A 16,427-nucleotide genomic window follows, 5' to 3' on the forward strand; every position below is an offset into this window, starting at 1 on the left:
GAATCTGAATTAACCGGAAACGGTCCAGATCGCCGCACCGATCAGATAGCCCAGGGCGTTCGTGGCCCAGTGCAGCCCGACGGGCGCGAGCAGGCTCCCGGAACGCCGGCGCAACTCCGCCAGCACGACCCCGGCGAGCGCGGTGGCGAGCACGGCCGACACCGTCACGGCGCCGGCGGCCGACCCGTACACCGAACCGACCATCTGGTTGTTTCTGCCGAGCCCCAGCGAGGGCAGCACGTGCCAGAGACCGAACAGAAGGGACGAAACCGCCGTCGCCCACATCGGTCCCCGCAGGCGCGCGACCAAACCCCAGACCACGCCGCGGAAGGCGACCTCCTCGAGCAGCACCGTGCCCACCGGCACGCTCACGAACGCGGCGAACAGCGCTCCACCGGGGCCGAGGCGGGTGCGCTGGTCGAGGAATGTCTCCCGCCCCGCCGGCAGGGCCAGCGCGACGAGGTAGGCGACCAGCACCAGCAGGGCAAGGACACCGGCCCAGCGCAGACCGCGCCGCCAGGTCGACCTTCCCAAACCAAGATCAAAAGCGGTCAGTCCGGCGGCCCGAGCCAGCCCGAGCAACACCAGGACTTCGACGACCGAGATCCACGGGTACGCCCAGCGGAGCGCGACGTTGTTGAGGTAGTTCGCGACGACCAGCACCGCGACCACCGCCACCAACAACCACCGAACCCGCACGCAGACCAGTGTCGGGGGGTTGGCACAGGTCGCGCGCGGGTTCGGCGTCCCAAGGGACGGGTACTAGCTACTTCCAGTCGTGGCCACCCGGGCCACCGCGGAAGCCATGCCCGCCGCCCCAGCCGGCAGCGCCGCCACCGGGGAACACGCCCTTCTCGGCGGCCGCGATGATCGCGTCGGCCTGAGCCTGGGTCAGCTTGCCGTCCTTGACCGCCTTCGCGAGCCTATCCTTCAGCTGGTCGGCGTGCTCCGACTTGGCGTCGGAGGCGAGGTCCTTCTGGACCTTGGTCAGGGCGTCCGACACCTTCTTCTGATCGATGCCGAGCTCCTTGGCCAGGGCCGCGGCCAGCTTCTCCTGCCGGTCCGCGCGTGCCTGCTTCGCCTTGTCCTGCCAGTCCTTGCTCGAGTCCTTGTGAGCCGGGGCCGACGAAGACGTAGACGGCGCCGGTGACGGGCTGTCATTGGCCGCCGCGAAGGCCGGGACGCTGATCCCGACCGCCAGCAGACCGGCAGCACCGGCACCGACCAGCGCGATCTTCTTCGGTCGTCGCATGAGTTTCTCTCCAAGCCGTTAGGGGACCTGGAGCACTCTGCGTCATCGCCCTGAGGAAAATATGAGGACCGCCTATGAACTTCCTGGCAAATCCGGACCAGCTACGTGCCGAACCAGCTACGTGCCGACCGTGATCTCGATCCGCCAGCGGTCGAGCGTGCCCGCGTCGTCCTGTGACGCATCGGTGACCCGGAGCAACCAAGGGCCCGCGACCGGCTGGCCGACCATCGGCGCCAGCGCCGACGGCGGCTCGCTGTCGAGCTCCAGGTGCAGGTTGCGCCCGGTGCGGATGCGGTCGTGCAGCACGGCCCGGCGACCGGTCGGCGAGAGCAGCACGATCCGCAGGTCGCCCGAGAACGGATGGGTGATGTCCGCCTCGAAGGTCATCGCGCGCACCGTGCCCGGCGAGTCGAAGGTGATCGTGTCGGCGACCCCGTTGGCATCGCCATCGGGGATGGACACCCTCGGCTCGGACTTGCCCACGACCGTGGAGCCGGAGTCACCGACCTCGCCGACCAGGAACGAGATCACCTCGCCGGGAGCGCTCACGTCCGAGATGGTCAGGCCCGACTCGCTTCCGTCCCAGCGCCGGGTCGCGGGCCGGGTGCCGTGCGAGACCGCGGTGCCCTCGACCCGGCCGAACAGGTCGCCGCCGTCACCCTGGTTGGCGTTGGCCTCCAGGTCGAGGTGGCCGTCGGCCTGGAGCACCGCGCACTGGTAGTGCTGTTCGCGGGTGCCCTGCTGGAACTCGTTGGAGCCCCGAATGTCGCAGTGGTAGACGGCCAGCCCGCTGGACGGCAGATGCTGGTCGAAGCCGGCGCGCGACCGGTTCTCCACCAGGAAGTACTCGTTGTCGAGGTCGGTCTTGTAGCGCAGCACGGTGTCGTAGTCACCCTGCTTGGCCTCGAACCGGCCGCCCGCGTTGAGGTCGACCTCGGTGCCCGTCCAGCCGACCAGGTGCCGCAGGTAGGAGCTGATCGGCGCCGGCGTCTTGCCCCGGTCGAGGTGGTTGCCGGCGCCCATCACGCAGTACATGCCGACGCCGGCGCTCTTGAAGTCGTCGCCCTCGCGCTCGGCGAGCCCGTAGTCGTAGAGGTCCGGGAAGCGACAGAGCATGTGCCCCGCCTCGTGGCAGAACGTGCCGATGCTCAGGTCCTCGGCCCGCCGCCCGGCGCTGGTGACGATGTAAAGCTCGGTGCGCACACCGTTGTATTCCTTGCGGTGCACGAAGTTGTGCGGCCACAGGTCGCCTTTGTATTCCGTCTGGCCCGCGTACATGATGCACAGCGAGTCGACGATGCCCTCGTCGCACGAGTCGAACCGGGACAGGTCGACCCCCGCGTCGACGGCGAGCTGGATCGCCTCCGGGACCAGCAGCCCCTCGGTGTTGGCGTAGGCGAGCCGGGGGCGGCTCATCCGGAACGGGCCGACGACCACGTTGCCGAAGTCGAGCCGGCCGGTCGACATGGTCTGGAAGTAGCCGCGCACCGAGCCCGCGTTGCCGCCGCCCGTGTAGCCGGACCCGTTGAGCAGGCCGTCGACCTCCGACGTGCCCACCGCGGCCGGGGTGTCCGGAAAGTCCACCAGAATGGTCAGACCGGTCACGGTGCCGGAACTGAGCCGCCGTCCGGGCAGCAACCCGCCGCTCGGGCCGAAGGTCAGGAACTTCTCCCGCCCGCCGGCCACCTCCCCCGGAGGCACCATGGCCTCGTGCCGAGCCTTTACCCGACCGTTACGAACGGCCGTCGCCTCGTGCAGGTGCCGCTGGACGCCGCTCGGTGGTGGTCCGGCGTCGACCCGCCGGCCGGTCGAGGCGAAGCTGCCCGCGTCGACGTCGGCGTAGCAGTAGGCGCCGGCCTGGTGGTCGTAGACGGCGGTGTAGCCCTCCGGGGTCTCGTACCGCGCGTACATCTCGTCACCCAGCACGACCAGCGCGACGTCGTCGCCCTCCCGCTGCTGGAACCGCAGGGTCTCACCGAAGATCGCACTCACCGGACACCGCCTTCGCCTGTGGACGGACCGACGCTAGTCGGGCGCGGACGTGACGGCAGTCACGGATCGGACATCGATCGTGACACCGCTCGGTCGGGCGACGCTGCCCGTTTGGACGGACCCCCGCGCCCCGCGTCCATCAGGCCCGGGCCGCTAAGGTTGCGCGGGGGGAGGGCACAGGCTTGCCCTAGCGGGGCGTAACACCTCGCAACACGGGGTACGGAGGCATGATGCTCAATCCCGGAGATGCGCTTGGCGGGCGCTACCGGCTGGACGAGCCCATCGCCAGTGGTGGCATGGGGGAGGTCTGGCGCGCCCGCGACGAGGTGCTCGGCCGCACCGTCGCAGTCAAGGTCCTGCACCCCCGTGCTGTCGGCGACCCCGGCTTCAGCGCCCGCTTCCGCGGCGAGGCGCGCACCATGGCCACCCTCCGGCACCCTGGCGTGGTCGACGTCTACGACTTCGGCGAGGACACCGACCCCGACGGCAAGACCGTCGTCTACCTGGTCATGGGCTTCGTCGACGGCGAGTCCCTCGCCCAGCGGATCAAGACGGCCGAGCGGCTCAGCCCCGCCGAGACGATGGCCATCGTGGCCCAGACCGCGCACGCCCTGCAGGCCGCGCACGACGCCGGTGTCGTCCACCGTGACGTCAAGCCCGGCAACCTGATCGTCCGCCCCGACGGCCAGGTCGTGCTGGTCGACTTCGGTGTCGCGCGCTCAGCCGAGGCCGCCGAGCTGACCGGGGTCAACGAGCTCGTCGGCACCGCGCTCTACATGGCGCCGGAGCAGGTCGCCAAGCGGGCGATCACCCCGGCCACCGACATCTACGCGCTCGGCGCGGTCGCGTACCACTGCCTGTCCGGGCACCCGCCGTTCATGGGCGACAACGCGCTGACCATCGCCCTGTCTCACCTCGACGAGGAACCGCCGCCGCTGCCGGAAGAGGTGCCGCAGGCGGTGCGCACGGTGATCGCGACCGCGATGGCCAAGGACCCCGAGGACCGGTTCAAGAACGCCGCGGCCATGGCGCAGATCGCCGAGGCCGCGATGGGGACGCGAGCCTCCGACACCGCGACCGCACTGACCCGCGCGGGCGCGACGGCGCTGCTGGCCGGCGGCCCGGCGACGACCCGCCCGAGGCCGGGGTACGCGCCCGGCGCGGCAGCGGTCGGCCGCGGGCCCGGCGACACGTTCGCCGGCAGCGACCCCCGGACGACCGGCAGCCGGACGGGCACCGCACCGGGCGGCTTCGCCGGCGCACCCGGCCCCGGCGGACCTCCGCGCAAGCGGCTCAGCGCGACCCAGCGGGCCAGCATCATCACGACGGCGCTGATCGGCGTGGCCGCAGTGGTCATGGCGGTCGCGCTGGCCAACTTGGGCGACAACAAGAAGGACGGCGGCACGGCGCCGACGCAGCCGGCCGAGGTGTCCGTCGAACCGAGCATCGTCGACCCGACGGTGACCAGCAAGCCCACCGGGGTCTCGCCGACGAAGCCGCGCAACACCAACTCACCGCGCAACAACAACCCGCCGGCGACCACCAAGCCGCCCGCGACGGCCACCGCGCCGCCGGACGACGAGCCGACCGAGGACCCGCCGACGTCGCAGCCGCCGGTGGACCCGCCGGACCCGACCGTCGACCCGACCGGCCCGGTCGGCGGCGGCGCCTGAGCAAGCCGCACACGGCATTCGCGATCTGCAAGTTGCGCCTGGTCAGGCACCCGATTGGGATCGTTTGATCGGCGTACGCGATGGGCCGAGCGGACGCGATCGGGCGCCGGAGTGGCACCGGTGCGGCGTCCTACTGTGACGGGGGTCACCAGGTGAATAACCTGGTGACCAATGGGAACCGAAAATGCTCAGGAGCCCGCGGTTGCCCGCGGGCTCCTTAATGGCCTTGTCCACTGCGGCACCTGTGGCGCCGACATGACCGCCGAGACGATCCGAGGTCTCCGGCGGTACATCTGCCGGTGCAGCCGGGCCGTGCCCGCCGACGAGCTCGACGTGCTGGTGCTGGGCCGGCTCTACGACCGGAGACGGTCGTCGGGCCGAGTCGACCCGGTGCGCCTGTGCGACGAGGCACACCTGGTCGACACCTATCTGCGCGGCGTCACGGTCGGCGCGGACTGGACGCGTCCGGCGATCCGCTGGGCCGAGCCGGTTACTACTTCGACGGCTGCGGAAGGTCGCAGTCGACCTTCGGGTTGACGCCGAAGTAGTTGAGCGGGCCGGCGATGATCGTCACGACCGTATTGCCGGCCTCGGCGCAGTTCGTGTCGTCGTTACTGAAGTAGCCGCGCTGTCCAGCCGCGATCGCGCCGACGATCAGCCAGATCACGACTATCAACCCACCGATTCCCGTGGTGCGCACAGTTCCTCCCAGGTCCACTGAACCCGCGAAGCGCGGGTGTGGCCTGATACCCGATCTGTGCCGTGCGGCAAACCCTAAAGAATCTCGTATGCGTCGATAGTTAAGAACTCCGGCATCGTGTCGCCGAGGGTGACCGCGGTGAACACGGCCCTGGTCTCGTCCGGGCGACCCTTGTGCCAGACGTCGTCGCCGACCTCGGCCCGGATCGTCGCCATCTCCTCGTCGAGGACCGCGGCGACCAGCTCCCGGGTGACCTGCCGGCCGTCGTCGAGGGTGACGCCGTGCCGGATCCACTGCCAGAGTTGGCTGCGGGCGATCTCGGCGGTGGCCGCGTCCTCCATCATGTTGTTGATGCCGGCCGCGCCGCGACCCGAGAGCCAGAACGAGATGTAGCGGAAGCCGACGCTGACGTCGTTGCGCAGCCCGGCCTCGGTGATCGCACCGGGCGTCGCGGCGGCGTCGAGCAGGTCGCCGGCCTTGGCGGTGACGTCGTCGCGCTGCCGGTCGATCTGGTTCGCGCGCTCCCCCAGCACGGCGTCGAACTCCGCGGTCGCGACCGGCACGAGGTCGGGGTGGGCGACCCACGTGCCGTCGAACCCGGCGCCGGCCTCGCGCCGCTTGTCGGCCCGGACCGCGTCGATCGCGCGCTCGTTGGCCGCCGCGTCGGTGCGCGACGGGATCAGCGCCGCCATGCCGCCCATCGCGAACGCGCCGCGCCGGTGGCAGGTGGCCACGAGCAGCTCCGTGTACGCGCGCATGAACGGCGCCGTCATCGTCACCGAGAGGCGGTCGGGCAGGACGAACGCCGGGTTGTCCCGATAGGACTTGATCATCGAGAAGATGTAGTCCCAGCGGCCCGCGTTGAGCCCGTACGAGTGGTCGCGCAGCTCGAAGAGGATCTCCTCCATCTGGAACGCGGCCGGCAGCGTCTCGATCAGCACCGTGGCGCGGAAAGTGCCGTGCGGCAGGCCCAGCGCCTCCTGGGTGAACACGAACACCTCGTTCCACAGCCGGGCCTCGAGGTGGTGCTCCATCTTGGGCAGGTAGAGGTAGGGCGCCTTGCCCCGGTCGAGCAGCGCCTGCGCGTTGTGGAAGGCGAAGAGCCCGAAGTCGACCAGCGAGCCGGACGCCGTCGTGCCGTCCGCACTCACCAGGTGCTTCTCCGGCAGGTGCCAGCCGCGGGGCCGGATCATCAAGGTCGCGGTCCGCTCGCGCAGTGCGTAGTGCCGGCCGTCGGACGATTCGTAGGTGATCGTGCCGCGGACCGCGTCGACCAGGTTGGCCTGCCCCTCGACCTGGTTGCTCCAGGTCGGGCTGTTGGCGTCCTCGAAGTCGGCCATGAAGCCCTTGGCGCCCGAGTTGAGCGCGTTGATCACCAGCTTGCGGTCGGTCGGCCCGGTGATCTCGACCCGGCGGTCGGCGTAGTCCGGCCGCGGCGGCACCACTCGCCAGTCGCCGCTGCGCACGTCGGCGGTCTCCGCCACGAAGTCGGCCGGCGCGGGCCGGGACCGCCGCGCCGCGACCAGCTCACGCCGGCGGGCGTCGAAGCGGTCGTGCAGCGCGCCGAGAAAGTCCAGCGCCTCGGCGGAGAGGATCTCGGCGCGGCCGCGCTCGCTCAGGTCGGGGTGGTCGACAGCGCGCAGCGTCATGGCGCGACTCCTCGGATGGAAGCGTCCAACAGGGTCATCGGATGGTAGATCGGAACGGCCCGGTCGCGCCCGAGATGGGCGGTGATCTGCAACGCACACCCGGGGTTGGCGGCCGCGATCGCGTCGGCGCCCGTGTCGGCCAGGTTGTCGGCCTTGCGCTTGCCGAGCTTCGCCGCCGCGTCCGGCTGGAGCAGGTTGTAGATGCCGGCCGAGCCGCAGCACAGCTCCCACTCCCGCGGTTCGACCAGGGTGATGCCGGGTATGCCGCGCAGCAGCGCCCGCGGCGGGATCCGCACACCCTGGGCGTGCGCGAGGTGGCAGGCGTCGTGGTACGCCAGCTTCAGGCTCACCGGGTGCCGGGTGGCCTGGGCCGGATAGGCGTCGAGCAGCTCGTGTACGTCGCGCACCTTGGCCGAGAACGCCTTCGCTCGATCGGCCCACGCCGGGTCGTCGGCGAGCAGGTGTCCGTAGTCCTTCATCGCCGAGCCGCAGCCGGCCACGTTGACGGCGATCGCGTCGAAGCCCTCGTAGGCGGCGATCGTCTGCCGGGCCAGCGCGAGCGACTCGGGTTCGAGGCCCGAGTGCAGTTGCAGCGCGCCGCAGCAGCGCGGCTTGCGGGGCGCGTGCACCTCCCAACCCTCGGCAGCCAGGACGCGCACGGTCGCGGCGTTCACGTCGCCGTACAGCACCCGCTGGATGCAGCCCTGCATGAACGCCACCCGACCGCGCTGCTCGACGCCCTGCGCCGCCGGGGTCACCATCGCGAGCCGCTGGGTCGCGGCCCGGACGGGCACCTTGGGTGCGAGGGACAGCAGCGCGCCGATCCTTGTACGCAGAGCGCGGTCGCCGAACATCCTCGCGAGCCCCAGCCGGCCCTGGGCGGCGATCGCCGGCACCATCGCGCGCAACCGGGCCGGGTGGGTGAACAGGGCGAAGATGGCGGCGCGGTGCAGGCGCTCGGAGCGCGACCGCAGCGGGCTGCGTTCGATCTGCGGACGTACCTGCTCGATCAGCCGGTCGTACTGGACACCCGACGGGCACGCGGTCACGCAGGCCATGCAGCCCAGGCAGCGGTCGAAATGCTCCACCATGGACGCTGACAACGGGTCCTCGTGGCCCACCCGCATCAGCAGGATCCGGCCGCGCGGCGAGTCCATCTCGTTCTCGAACACCACGTAGCTCGGGCAGGTCGGCAGACAGAAGCCACAGTGGACACAGTCCTTGATGAGCTCCGGGTCCGGCGGGCGTCGCTCGTCCCACGCGGTGTCGCTCATCAGATGCCTCCCACGTACGTGCCTGGCCGGAACGTTCCCGTCGGGTCGAAGCGGGCCTTCACCCGGCGCATCAGGGCCAGGGTGCCCGGGTCCGCCACCGGCCAGGGCGCGTCGACCAGGCGGGCGCCGTCGAGCACCGCGGTCTTCCGGGGCTCCAGGGCCTTTCGGGCCGCCTCGACCCGTTCCGCGAGATTGTCGCCGGGCGGGAAGGACAGCCAGGAGACGCCGAGAGCGGCCCGGGAGATCACGGTGGCGTCGCCGGCCGCGGCGATCACCGCCGATAGGTCCGTGGGCAGCGCGGACACCTTGACCACGGCTGCGCCGCGTTGGGCGGCGCGCTGGGCCGCCCAGATCGACTCGTCGTCGAGTACGACGTCGGTGTCCACGTCCTGGAGGAGCTTCGCCGCATGGCCGGCGCGTTCGGCCGCGGTGACCCCACCGAAGCGGACCAGCAGGCGGCCCGCGTCTTCGCGCCAGGAGACGTCGAGGGACATCGCCTCAAGCGGGTGGCGGGACATGGCCAACACCGCTCTGCTCAGCGCGGCGGGGTCTGCCGTGCTCGCGACCAGGGTGGCGGTGCCGGCGGGCAGCGGGTGCAGGCGGAGGGCGACCTGGGTGACGAGGCCGAGCGTGCCGTACGAGCCGGCGAACAGCTTGCCGAGGTCGTACCCGGCGACGTTCTTGATGACCGTGCCCCCGGAGCGGGCCACCGAGCCGTCGGAGAGCACCACGGTGATGCCGATGACCAGGTCGCGGACCCCGCCGTAGCGGTGGCGGGCCGGACCCGAGTCGGCGGTGGCGACCAGGCCGCCGACGGTGCCGCCCCGGTCGGGCGGGTCCAGCGCCAGCCACTGCCCCTCACGGGCGAGGTGTCGCTGCAGGTCGGCCAGCGGGACGCCGGCCTGGACGATCGCGGTGAAGTCGCCGGGATTGTGCGCGACGATCCGGTTCAACCCTCCGGTGTGGACGGTTACGGCTTTGTCGCTGTCCTTCCCGCCCCACTCGGCGCGACTACCGTTGCCGGACGGCCGTACCGTGGCGCCTTGGAGCTCTTTGAGTGCGGCCGCCGCTTCCTCATCGCTGCCTGGGCTGATCGTCGTCATCAGAACCGTTCCGCCAGGCCGGCCGCTTCCAGGGGGTGCTGCCGGTAGACCCCCGGCACCTCGCCGCAGAGTCGGGGTGTCGGCATCACCTTGCCGGGGTTGGCGCGGCCGTCGGGGTCGAAGGCGCAGCGCAGTCGCTGGAACGCGGCCAGGTCGTCCTCGGCGAACATCTTGGCCATGTGCTTGCGCTTGTCGACGCCGACGCCGTGCTCGCCGGTGATCGACCCGCCGGCCTCCAGACACACGTCGAGGATCCGGCCGGCCAGCTCCTCCGCCCGCGCGGCCTGCCCCTCGACGGCGGCGTCGAAGCAGACCAGCGGGTGCAGGTTGCCGTCGCCGGCGTGGAAGACGTTGGCCACGGTCAGCCCGTATTCGGCGGCCAGCTCGTCGATCCGGACCAGCACGTCGGGCAGGGTGGTGCGGGGCACGACGCCGTCCTGCACGAAGTAGTTGGGCGAGATCCGGCCCATCGCGGGGAACGCCGCCTTGCGGGTCTTCCAGAACAGCGCGCGTTCGGCCTCGTCGCGGCTGACCCGCACGTCGTCGGAGCCCTGGTCGGCGCAGATTCTGGTGACCTCCGTGAACTGCGCGTCGCACTCGGCCTCGGCGCCGTCGAGCTCGACCAGCAGCGCCGCGCCACGGCCGACCGGGTAGCCGGCGTGGGCCATCGCCTCGGTCGCCTTGATCGTGGTGGCGTCCATCATCTCGATCGCGCCGGGCACGATGCCGGCCTGGACGATCGCCGAGACCGCCTCCCCCGCCTGCCGGGTCGAGTCGAAGAACGCGACCAGGGTGCGGGTCGCCTCCGGCACCGGCACCACCCGCAGCCAGATCTTCGTGGCCACCCCGAGCGTGCCCTCGGAGCCGACGAACGCGCCGAGCAGGTCGTACCCGGGCGTGTCGAGCTCCTTGCCCCCGATGGTGACCAGCTCGCCGTCGGGCAGCACCACCTCGAGCCCGGTCACGTAGTTGGTGGTGAAGCCGTACTTGAAGCAGTGCGCGCCACCCGAGTTCTCCGCGACGTTGCCGCCGATCGTGCAGACGATCTGGCTGGACGGGTCGGGCGGGTAGAAGAAGTCCGGCGCGACGGCGGTGGAGACGGCCGCGTTGGTGACGCCCGGCTCGACGCAGACACGCCCGTTGTCGAGGTCGACCTCGAGGATGCGGGTGAGCCGGGACAGCACGATCAGCACGCCGTCCTTGACCGGCAGCGCACCACCGGAAAGGCCGGAGCCCGCGCCGCGGGCCACCCAGGGGACGTCGGCCTGCGCGCACGCGGCGACGCACTCGCGCACCTCGTCAGCGGTGCCGGGCAGCACCGCCAGGCGCGGGACCTGCTGATATTGCAGAAGTCCGTCGGACTCGTAGGTGCGCAGATCATGTTCGTCGAGCAGCAGCCAACGGTCGCCGACCACCCGGCGGAGCCGCTCGACCAGTTCACGCCCGTCCATCCCCTTGACCTTACGCCCGCACCGCGCTTGTTGCCTTGACCGCTTTCATACACGATTATGAATGTCTGCCCGGGGGCTCTTCCACGCGAGGAGGCGCCATGGACCAAGCGTTCGACGTCCGTCCCTCATCCGACGACGCCAGGCAGCTCGGCGTGAGCCGGCCGCCGCTGGCCGTCGCCGACCTGCCCGACCCCGAGGAGGTGTTCGGGGTCCGCAAGATCGGGCCCCGTGAGCTTTTCCAGTACGCGTTGGGCCCGAGTCTGATCGCGCTCGGCATCTCGATCGGCAGCGGCGAGTGGCTGCTCGGCCCGCAGGCGGTCGGCCAGTACGGCTTCGTCGGCGTCGGCTGGGTCATCCTGATCTCCGCCGTGCTGCAGACGTTCTACAACGTCGAGTGTTCGCGCTACGTGCTGGCGACCGGCGAGGCGCCGGTGGTCGGCTGGGGCCGGGTGCCGCCCGGTTTCAAGCTCTGGGTGCCGGTCTCGGTCTTCGTGGTGATCTTCGCGTTCATCGCGGGAGGCTGGGCGGCGGCAGCCGGTCAGGGCGTGTACGCGCTCGTGCACGGGACGATCCCGAAGGCCGGCGCCGAGGAACCGCGACTGTGGGCGATCGGCCTGCTGCTGCTGGTTTTCCTGATCACGGTGGCGGCCAAGCGGATCAGCCGCGCGCTGGAGCTGGCCAACTGGCTGATGGTCAGCGCGATCCTGCTAGGCCTGCTGCTGATCGACCTGTTCGTGGTGCCCTTCGATTTGTGGTGGGAGGGCATCCGCGGGTTCTTCACCCCGGCCGCCCCGCCGGCGGGCATCACCGCCACCCAACTCGGCGGCCTGGCCGGCTTCACCGCGCTGGCGTCGGGCCTCAACTGGTACGTGATGGGCCACTACCGCGACAAGGGCTACGGAATGGGTTTCCGCACGGGCTACATCTCGGGCCTGCGCGGCGACCGCAAGGAGCTGCTGGCCAGCGGCGTCACGTTCCCCGACGACGCGGCCAACACGGCCCGCTGGAAGCGCTGGTACCGCCTGCTGCTCACGGACATGTGGGGCATCTTCTTCATCGGCGCGATGCTCGGCATGCTGCTGCCGACGATCCTGATGGCACACGCCGTCGAGGTCTCCGGCCAACGCCCGACGGCCGCCTCAGTGCCAACCTTCGTAGCGACGGTGCTCGACGCCGAGTACGGCCGGTGGATGTTCTACCTCGCGCTGGTCCTGGGCGTACTCGTGCTGTTCAGCACCCAGCTCGGGATCTTCGAAGGAATGGTGCGGGTGGTCACGGACGCCGCGCACGCCACCAGCCCGCGGCTACGCCGCCTGCTGGAAGGTGATCCGCGCCGGTTCTACTACCCGTTCATGTTGCTGCTGCTGGTGGTGATCGGGGTGGTCCTGCATCTGGCGGTGCCGGTCAACCTGGTGCAGTGGTCAGCGAACATGTCGAACTTCGGCGCGCTGATCTATCCGTTCATGCTCATGTACCTCAACGCGCGCCTGCCGAAGGCGGCCCGGCCACGCCCGTGGCACTACGTGCTGCTGGGCATCAACGTCGTCTTCTTCGGCTTCTTCTTCGTCAACTTCATAGCCGACTTCTTCGGCGACCCCCTGGTCGTCTTCTGACCCGTCTCCACCCCCGGGAGAGGTCCGCCGGCCGCGTGCGGCCGGCGGACCTTCATCGTGGCTGGGTCGGGGTGGGGATCACGAGAAGAATGAAGCGGGTCGCGTCCGGGACGGTAACGGCGACCTCACGGCGGCCGGCTTCCACGGGAATATCGGCGAAGGCCTGAAATCTCGTCGTGCAGTCCGCCCAGAACCGTTTCCCGATGGCCACGGTGAAAGGCGAATCCGGCGCACACACGATGTAGGCGCGCACGCTGCGGGTCCCCGCATCGAGGCGCACGTCGTAGCGGGAAGGTCCCAACCCATCAACGTGCAGGATGGGTCCGATGGATTCCGCGACGAAGCGGTCATTCTTGCTGTCGGTGATCTCCGACAAGGGATCCACGAGAGCGCTGGAGTCGAGTCGCGTCGTTGAGGTGGCAGGGCTTGGCGCGGCGGTCGGAGAGGTCACCTGCGCGGTGCACCCGGCCGCGCCGGGCAGGAGGAGCGAGACGGCCAGCAACGCGGCAATGCCCTTGCCCGGGGGCTGCTGGCTCGTTGGACTCTCCTCGGCGCTGGACGATCGGCATCGGCTGTGCTGAGCGAGATCAACGTAGGAGCAAGACCGTCGATGATCAAGTCTTGACTTTCAGGCGCTCGAAGAACGGGCCGGGAGACCTTCACGGGCCGGCCACGGACCGGCGGTCGTCGGCGTCGCGGACCGTTGCGCCACGGCGGTCGAGCAGTTCCAGCAGGGGCACGGCTACCCGGCGCGTGGTGTCGAGCGCCTGGCGGGCGGCGCTGAGCGTGAACGGCTGCGGTATCCCACGCAGCACCTCGACCGCCCGATCCACGGACTCCGGTGGCAGGACGATCCCGTCGGCGATCTTCACCAGGGCGCCCGCACGGACGGCGGCGGCCAGTTCGCGCGGACCAAGGCCGAGCGCCCGCAGCCGGTCGGCATCCGGCGCGTGGAACGGCCTCTCGGCAAGGTCCGCGGCGAGCTGATCCAGTGCGCTCTGAATCGGCGCCGGAAGACCAGGGCCGCCGGGCCGGGCGATCCGACCGTCGCGCGTGGCCAACGGCGGCGCGACCAATGCCTCGACCAGTGCCCGGTCGGGCAGGGCGAGCGCCCGGCGCAGAGCTTCGACAGGCATACCGGGTTCGAGCGGATGCGCCGCCGCGTAGCGATCTACCGCCTCGACCAGACGCCCGCGGAGCCGTTCCCAGAGCACCGGATCGACGTGCCAGTCACCGGCAACCGGTCCCGCCAGCACGGTCGCCGACTCAGTACTTCGTTCGCCGACCCCCGGCGGCGTCGTCAAGTTCACGCCTGGTTGACCGGCCACCGGCGGCGTCGTCAAGTCGACGCCTGGTTGACCGGCCACCGGCGGGGTCGTCAAGTCGACGCCTGGTTGACCGGACCCCAGCGCGGACGTTGCGTCAGCGTGCTGTTCGCCGGCTCCTGACGCGGGCACAGGCTGATCGCCCACCACCCACACCCCCGGCACGGGTACGCCCAATGTGCGCAGTTCGGCGCCCGTCAGTAGGCCGCGTCGGCGGAGCTCGCCGGCCATGTCCGGGTGACCGTCCATGGTGGCCAGTTCAGCGCCTCGGGCCGCGGCCGCTCCCCTTCGACGCAGGGCCGGTGGCAGTGGGTCGAGCACCGTGACGCCCCCCGCGACGTGGTGCCGGCCCGGGTCGCGGAGCAGGGCGCGGTCGCCGATCCGCAGCGGCAGTGCGCGCCCCAGCCGCAGCCGCGCCGTGTCCTTGCCCAGTGGGCGGACCGTGGCGGCGACCGCCGCCGAACCGACGTGCAGCACCAGGGTGGCAGGTAGGTCGGGGACCGGGTCGCCCTGTACCCGCACGTCGACTAGGTCCGTAAGCCGGAACGCGCCAGGGGTGAGCAGCGCGTCGCCGCGGCCGACCGCGTCCTTGGGCACGTTGCGCAGGTTGACCGCTACCCGCGCCACTGCCGTCACGTGGTCGGCCGGGCGACCGAGCGAGTGCAATCCTTTGATCCGCACCGACCGCTCGCCGAGGGCGAGGGTGTCGCCGGCCCGCAGGGTGCCGGCGCCGAGCGTGCCCGTGACGACCGTGCCGCTGCCCTGGATAGTGAACGCGCGGTCGACCCAGAGCCGCACCGGCGCGTGCGGGTCGGTCGGTGGCAGCGCGGCTGCCAGGCGGTCGAGGGCTGCACGCAGGTCGTCGAGGCCGGCGCCGGTCGCTCCGCTGACCGCGACCGACTCCACCGCGCCCAGCGACGTCTTCGCGATCTCTTCGGCCGCCTGCCGGCGGGCCGGCTCGGGGTCGGCGAGGTCCGCCCGGGTCACCACGAGCAGGCCGTGGGTGACACCGAGCGCGTCGAGGGCGGCCAGGTGCTCCGCTGACTGCGGCATCCAGCCCTCGTCGGCGCCGACCACCAGCATCGCGGCCGGCACCGGGCCGACGCCGGCCAGCATGTTGGGTACGAACCGTTCGTGGCCCGGCACGTCGACGAACGCGAGCGTGGCGCCGGACGGCAGGTCGGTCCACGCGTACCCGAGGTCGATGGTCATCCCGCGCCGCCGCTCCTCGGCCCAGCGGTCGGGCTCCATCCCGGTGAGCGCGCGGACCAGCGTCGACTTGCCGTGGTCGACGTGACCCGCCGTGGCGACGACGTGCACTCCGCAACTCTGCCACCGTCGGGGCAGGATTGAGGCATGACTTACCGGCTGACCCAGTACGCGCACGGCGGTGGCTGTGCCTGCAAGATCCCGCCCGGCGAGCTGGAGACCGTGGTCGCCGGACTGGTCGGCGGCACTCCACCGGACGGACCAGGCGAGCTGATGGTCGGTCTGGACGACGGTGACGACGCCGCGGTGGTCCGGATCAACGGCGACACCGCCGTGGTCGCCACCGCCGACTTCTTCACGCCGGTGCTGGACGACGCCTATGACTTTGGCCGAGTGGCGGCGGCCAACGCACTATCCGATGTGTATGCGATGGGCGGCACCCCTCTCGTAGCCGTCAACCTGCTCGGCTGGCCCCGCGACGTGCTCCCGATGGAACTGGCCGCCCAGGTCCTGGCCGGCGGTCTCGACGTCGCGCGCGAGGCCGGCTGCCACGTGGCCGGCGGGCACAGCGTCGACGACCCGGAGCCGAAATATGGCATGGCGGTGACCGGCATCGCCGACCCGGCGAAGCTGCTGCGCAACGACCGCGGCGCGGCCGGCGTGCCGCTCACGCTGACCAAGCCCCTCGGCGTCGGCGTGCTCAACAGCCGGCACAAGCAGACCGGCGAGGTCTTCCCTGAGGCGGTCAAGGCGATGACCACCCTCAACCGCGACGCGTCGGCGGCGGCGTTGAAGGCCGGCGCGGTCTGCGCCACCGACGTGACCGGCTTCGGGCTGCTCGGCCACCTGCACAAGCTGGCCCGGGCCAGCCGCGTCACCGCCCGCCTCGACGCAGCCGCCGTGCCGTATCTCGCTGGCGCCCGCGACGCGCTGGCCGCGGGCTATGTCAGCGGCGGCACGAAGCGCAACCTCGACTGGGTCCGCCCACACCTCGACCCAGGGTCGATCTCGGAGGACGAGCTCCTCCTGCTCGCCGACGCCCAGACCTCGGGCGGCCTCCTGGTGGCCGGCGAAGTGCCGGGCTATCCCGTCGTCGGCGAGCTGATCATGGCCCGCCCCGACGGCGTGACGCTGGAGGTGCGCTAGCTCGCGGCGGACCAGGTTGACGCTCATGGTGATGAGTACC

The 16,427-nt window shown here is 71.1% G+C and carries 14 protein-coding genes; 4 read left to right on the forward strand and 10 right to left on the reverse strand.

The window, feature by feature from the left end; all coding sequences use genetic code 11:
• Positions 1–9: 9 nt before the first annotated feature.
• The 3 genes from BLV39_RS31885 to BLV39_RS31895 all read right to left on the reverse strand — a co-directional run bounded on the left by BLV39_RS31885 (position 10) and on the right by BLV39_RS31895 (position 3,244).
• Positions 10–699: a CPBP family intramembrane glutamic endopeptidase gene (locus BLV39_RS31885; protein ID WP_239083877.1), complete on the reverse strand. Its 690-nt coding sequence runs from the start codon at positions 697–699 to the stop codon at positions 10–12.
• Positions 700–766: 67 nt separating this feature from the next.
• Entirely contained in the window at positions 767–1,252 is a 486-nt protein-coding gene (locus BLV39_RS31890) for a hypothetical protein (RefSeq protein WP_090800327.1), read from the reverse strand.
• Between the two features lie 117 nt (positions 1,253–1,369).
• Positions 1,370–3,244, reverse strand: coding sequence for a M6 family metalloprotease domain-containing protein (locus BLV39_RS31895; RefSeq protein WP_090800328.1), 1,875 nt, complete (start codon positions 3,242–3,244; stop codon positions 1,370–1,372).
• A gap of 230 nt (positions 3,245–3,474) precedes the next feature.
• Between BLV39_RS31895 and BLV39_RS31900 the strand changes: the two genes are divergently transcribed.
• On the forward strand, positions 3,475–4,917 hold the full coding sequence (locus tag BLV39_RS31900) for a serine/threonine-protein kinase (protein WP_090800895.1): 1,443 nt from the start codon (positions 3,475–3,477) through the stop codon (positions 4,915–4,917).
• 255 nt (positions 4,918–5,172) lie between these two features.
• A complete protein-coding gene (locus BLV39_RS31905; protein WP_090800329.1) occupies positions 5,173–5,454 on the forward strand; it encodes a hypothetical protein in 282 nt (93 codons plus the stop codon).
• On the opposite strand, the gene BLV39_RS31910 is transcribed toward BLV39_RS31905, so the two are convergent.
• From BLV39_RS31910 to BLV39_RS31930, 5 genes are all read right to left on the reverse strand, one after another.
• Entirely contained in the window at positions 5,411–5,617 is a 207-nt protein-coding gene (locus BLV39_RS31910; RefSeq protein ID WP_090800330.1) for a hypothetical protein, read from the reverse strand. The genes BLV39_RS31905 and BLV39_RS31910 overlap by 44 nt on opposite strands.
• A 74-nt stretch (positions 5,618–5,691) precedes the next feature.
• On the reverse strand, positions 5,692–7,266 hold the full coding sequence (gene aceB, locus BLV39_RS31915) for a malate synthase A (RefSeq protein ID WP_090800331.1): 1,575 nt from the start codon (positions 7,264–7,266) through the stop codon (positions 5,692–5,694).
• Entirely contained in the window at positions 7,263–8,540 is a 1,278-nt protein-coding gene (locus BLV39_RS31920) for a (Fe-S)-binding protein (RefSeq protein ID WP_090800332.1), read from the reverse strand. Before BLV39_RS31920 ends, aceB begins: the two co-directional genes overlap by 4 nt.
• On the reverse strand, positions 8,540–9,643 hold the full coding sequence (locus BLV39_RS43760) for an FAD-binding oxidoreductase (protein ID WP_090800333.1): 1,104 nt from the start codon (positions 9,641–9,643) through the stop codon (positions 8,540–8,542). The genes BLV39_RS31920 and BLV39_RS43760 overlap by 1 nt, the downstream gene beginning before the upstream one ends.
• Positions 9,643–11,094: an FAD-linked oxidase C-terminal domain-containing protein gene (locus BLV39_RS31930; protein ID WP_090800334.1), complete on the reverse strand. Its 1,452-nt coding sequence runs from the start codon at positions 11,092–11,094 to the stop codon at positions 9,643–9,645. The genes BLV39_RS43760 and BLV39_RS31930 overlap by 1 nt, the downstream gene beginning before the upstream one ends.
• Before the next feature lie 98 nt (positions 11,095–11,192).
• Between BLV39_RS31930 and BLV39_RS31935 the strand changes: the two genes are divergently transcribed.
• On the forward strand, positions 11,193–12,707 hold the full coding sequence (locus BLV39_RS31935) for an Nramp family divalent metal transporter (RefSeq protein WP_090800335.1): 1,515 nt from the start codon (positions 11,193–11,195) through the stop codon (positions 12,705–12,707).
• Positions 12,708–12,759: 52 nt separating this feature from the next.
• On the opposite strand, the gene BLV39_RS31940 is transcribed toward BLV39_RS31935, so the two are convergent.
• Positions 12,760–13,083: a hypothetical protein gene (locus tag BLV39_RS31940; protein ID WP_143049974.1), complete on the reverse strand. Its 324-nt coding sequence runs from the start codon at positions 13,081–13,083 to the stop codon at positions 12,760–12,762.
• Between the two features lie 283 nt (positions 13,084–13,366).
• Entirely contained in the window at positions 13,367–15,352 is a 1,986-nt protein-coding gene (gene selB / locus BLV39_RS44425) for a selenocysteine-specific translation elongation factor (protein ID WP_239083879.1), read from the reverse strand.
• 36 nt (positions 15,353–15,388) lie between these two features.
• On the opposite strand from selB, the gene selD reads away from it, so the two are divergent.
• The gene (selD, locus tag BLV39_RS31950) at positions 15,389–16,387 is read left to right on the forward strand and encodes a selenide, water dikinase SelD (protein WP_090800337.1); all 999 of its coding nucleotides are present in this window, start codon (positions 15,389–15,391) and stop codon (positions 16,385–16,387) included.
• Positions 16,388–16,427: the final 40 nt, after the last annotated feature.

The organism is Asanoa ishikariensis (assembly GCF_900107455.1).
GTDB lineage: Bacteria > Actinomycetota > Actinomycetes > Mycobacteriales > Micromonosporaceae > Asanoa > Asanoa ishikariensis.

Bases quoted from the DNA above. Each gene is read 5' to 3' on its own strand.
- BLV39_RS31890 (WP_090800327.1), bottom strand. From the start codon at position 1,252: ATGCGACGACCGAAGAAGATCGCGCTGGTCGGTGCCGGTGCTGCCGGT.
- BLV39_RS31900 (WP_090800895.1), top strand. From the start codon at position 3,475: ATGCTCAATCCCGGAGATGCGCTTGGCGGGCGCTACCGGCTGGACGAG.
- BLV39_RS31905 (WP_090800329.1), top strand. From the start codon at position 5,173: ATGACCGCCGAGACGATCCGAGGTCTCCGGCGGTACATCTGCCGGTGC.
- aceB (WP_090800331.1), bottom strand. From the start codon at position 7,266: ATGACGCTGCGCGCTGTCGACCACCCCGACCTGAGCGAGCGCGGCCGC.
- BLV39_RS31920 (WP_090800332.1), bottom strand. From the start codon at position 8,540: ATGAGCGACACCGCGTGGGACGAGCGACGCCCGCCGGACCCGGAGCTC.
- BLV39_RS43760 (WP_090800333.1), bottom strand. From the start codon at position 9,643: ATGACGACGATCAGCCCAGGCAGCGATGAGGAAGCGGCGGCCGCACTC.
- BLV39_RS31930 (WP_090800334.1), bottom strand. From the start codon at position 11,094: ATGGACGGGCGTGAACTGGTCGAGCGGCTCCGCCGGGTGGTCGGCGAC.
- BLV39_RS31935 (WP_090800335.1), top strand. From the start codon at position 11,193: ATGGACCAAGCGTTCGACGTCCGTCCCTCATCCGACGACGCCAGGCAG.
- selD (WP_090800337.1), top strand. From the start codon at position 15,389: ATGACTTACCGGCTGACCCAGTACGCGCACGGCGGTGGCTGTGCCTGC.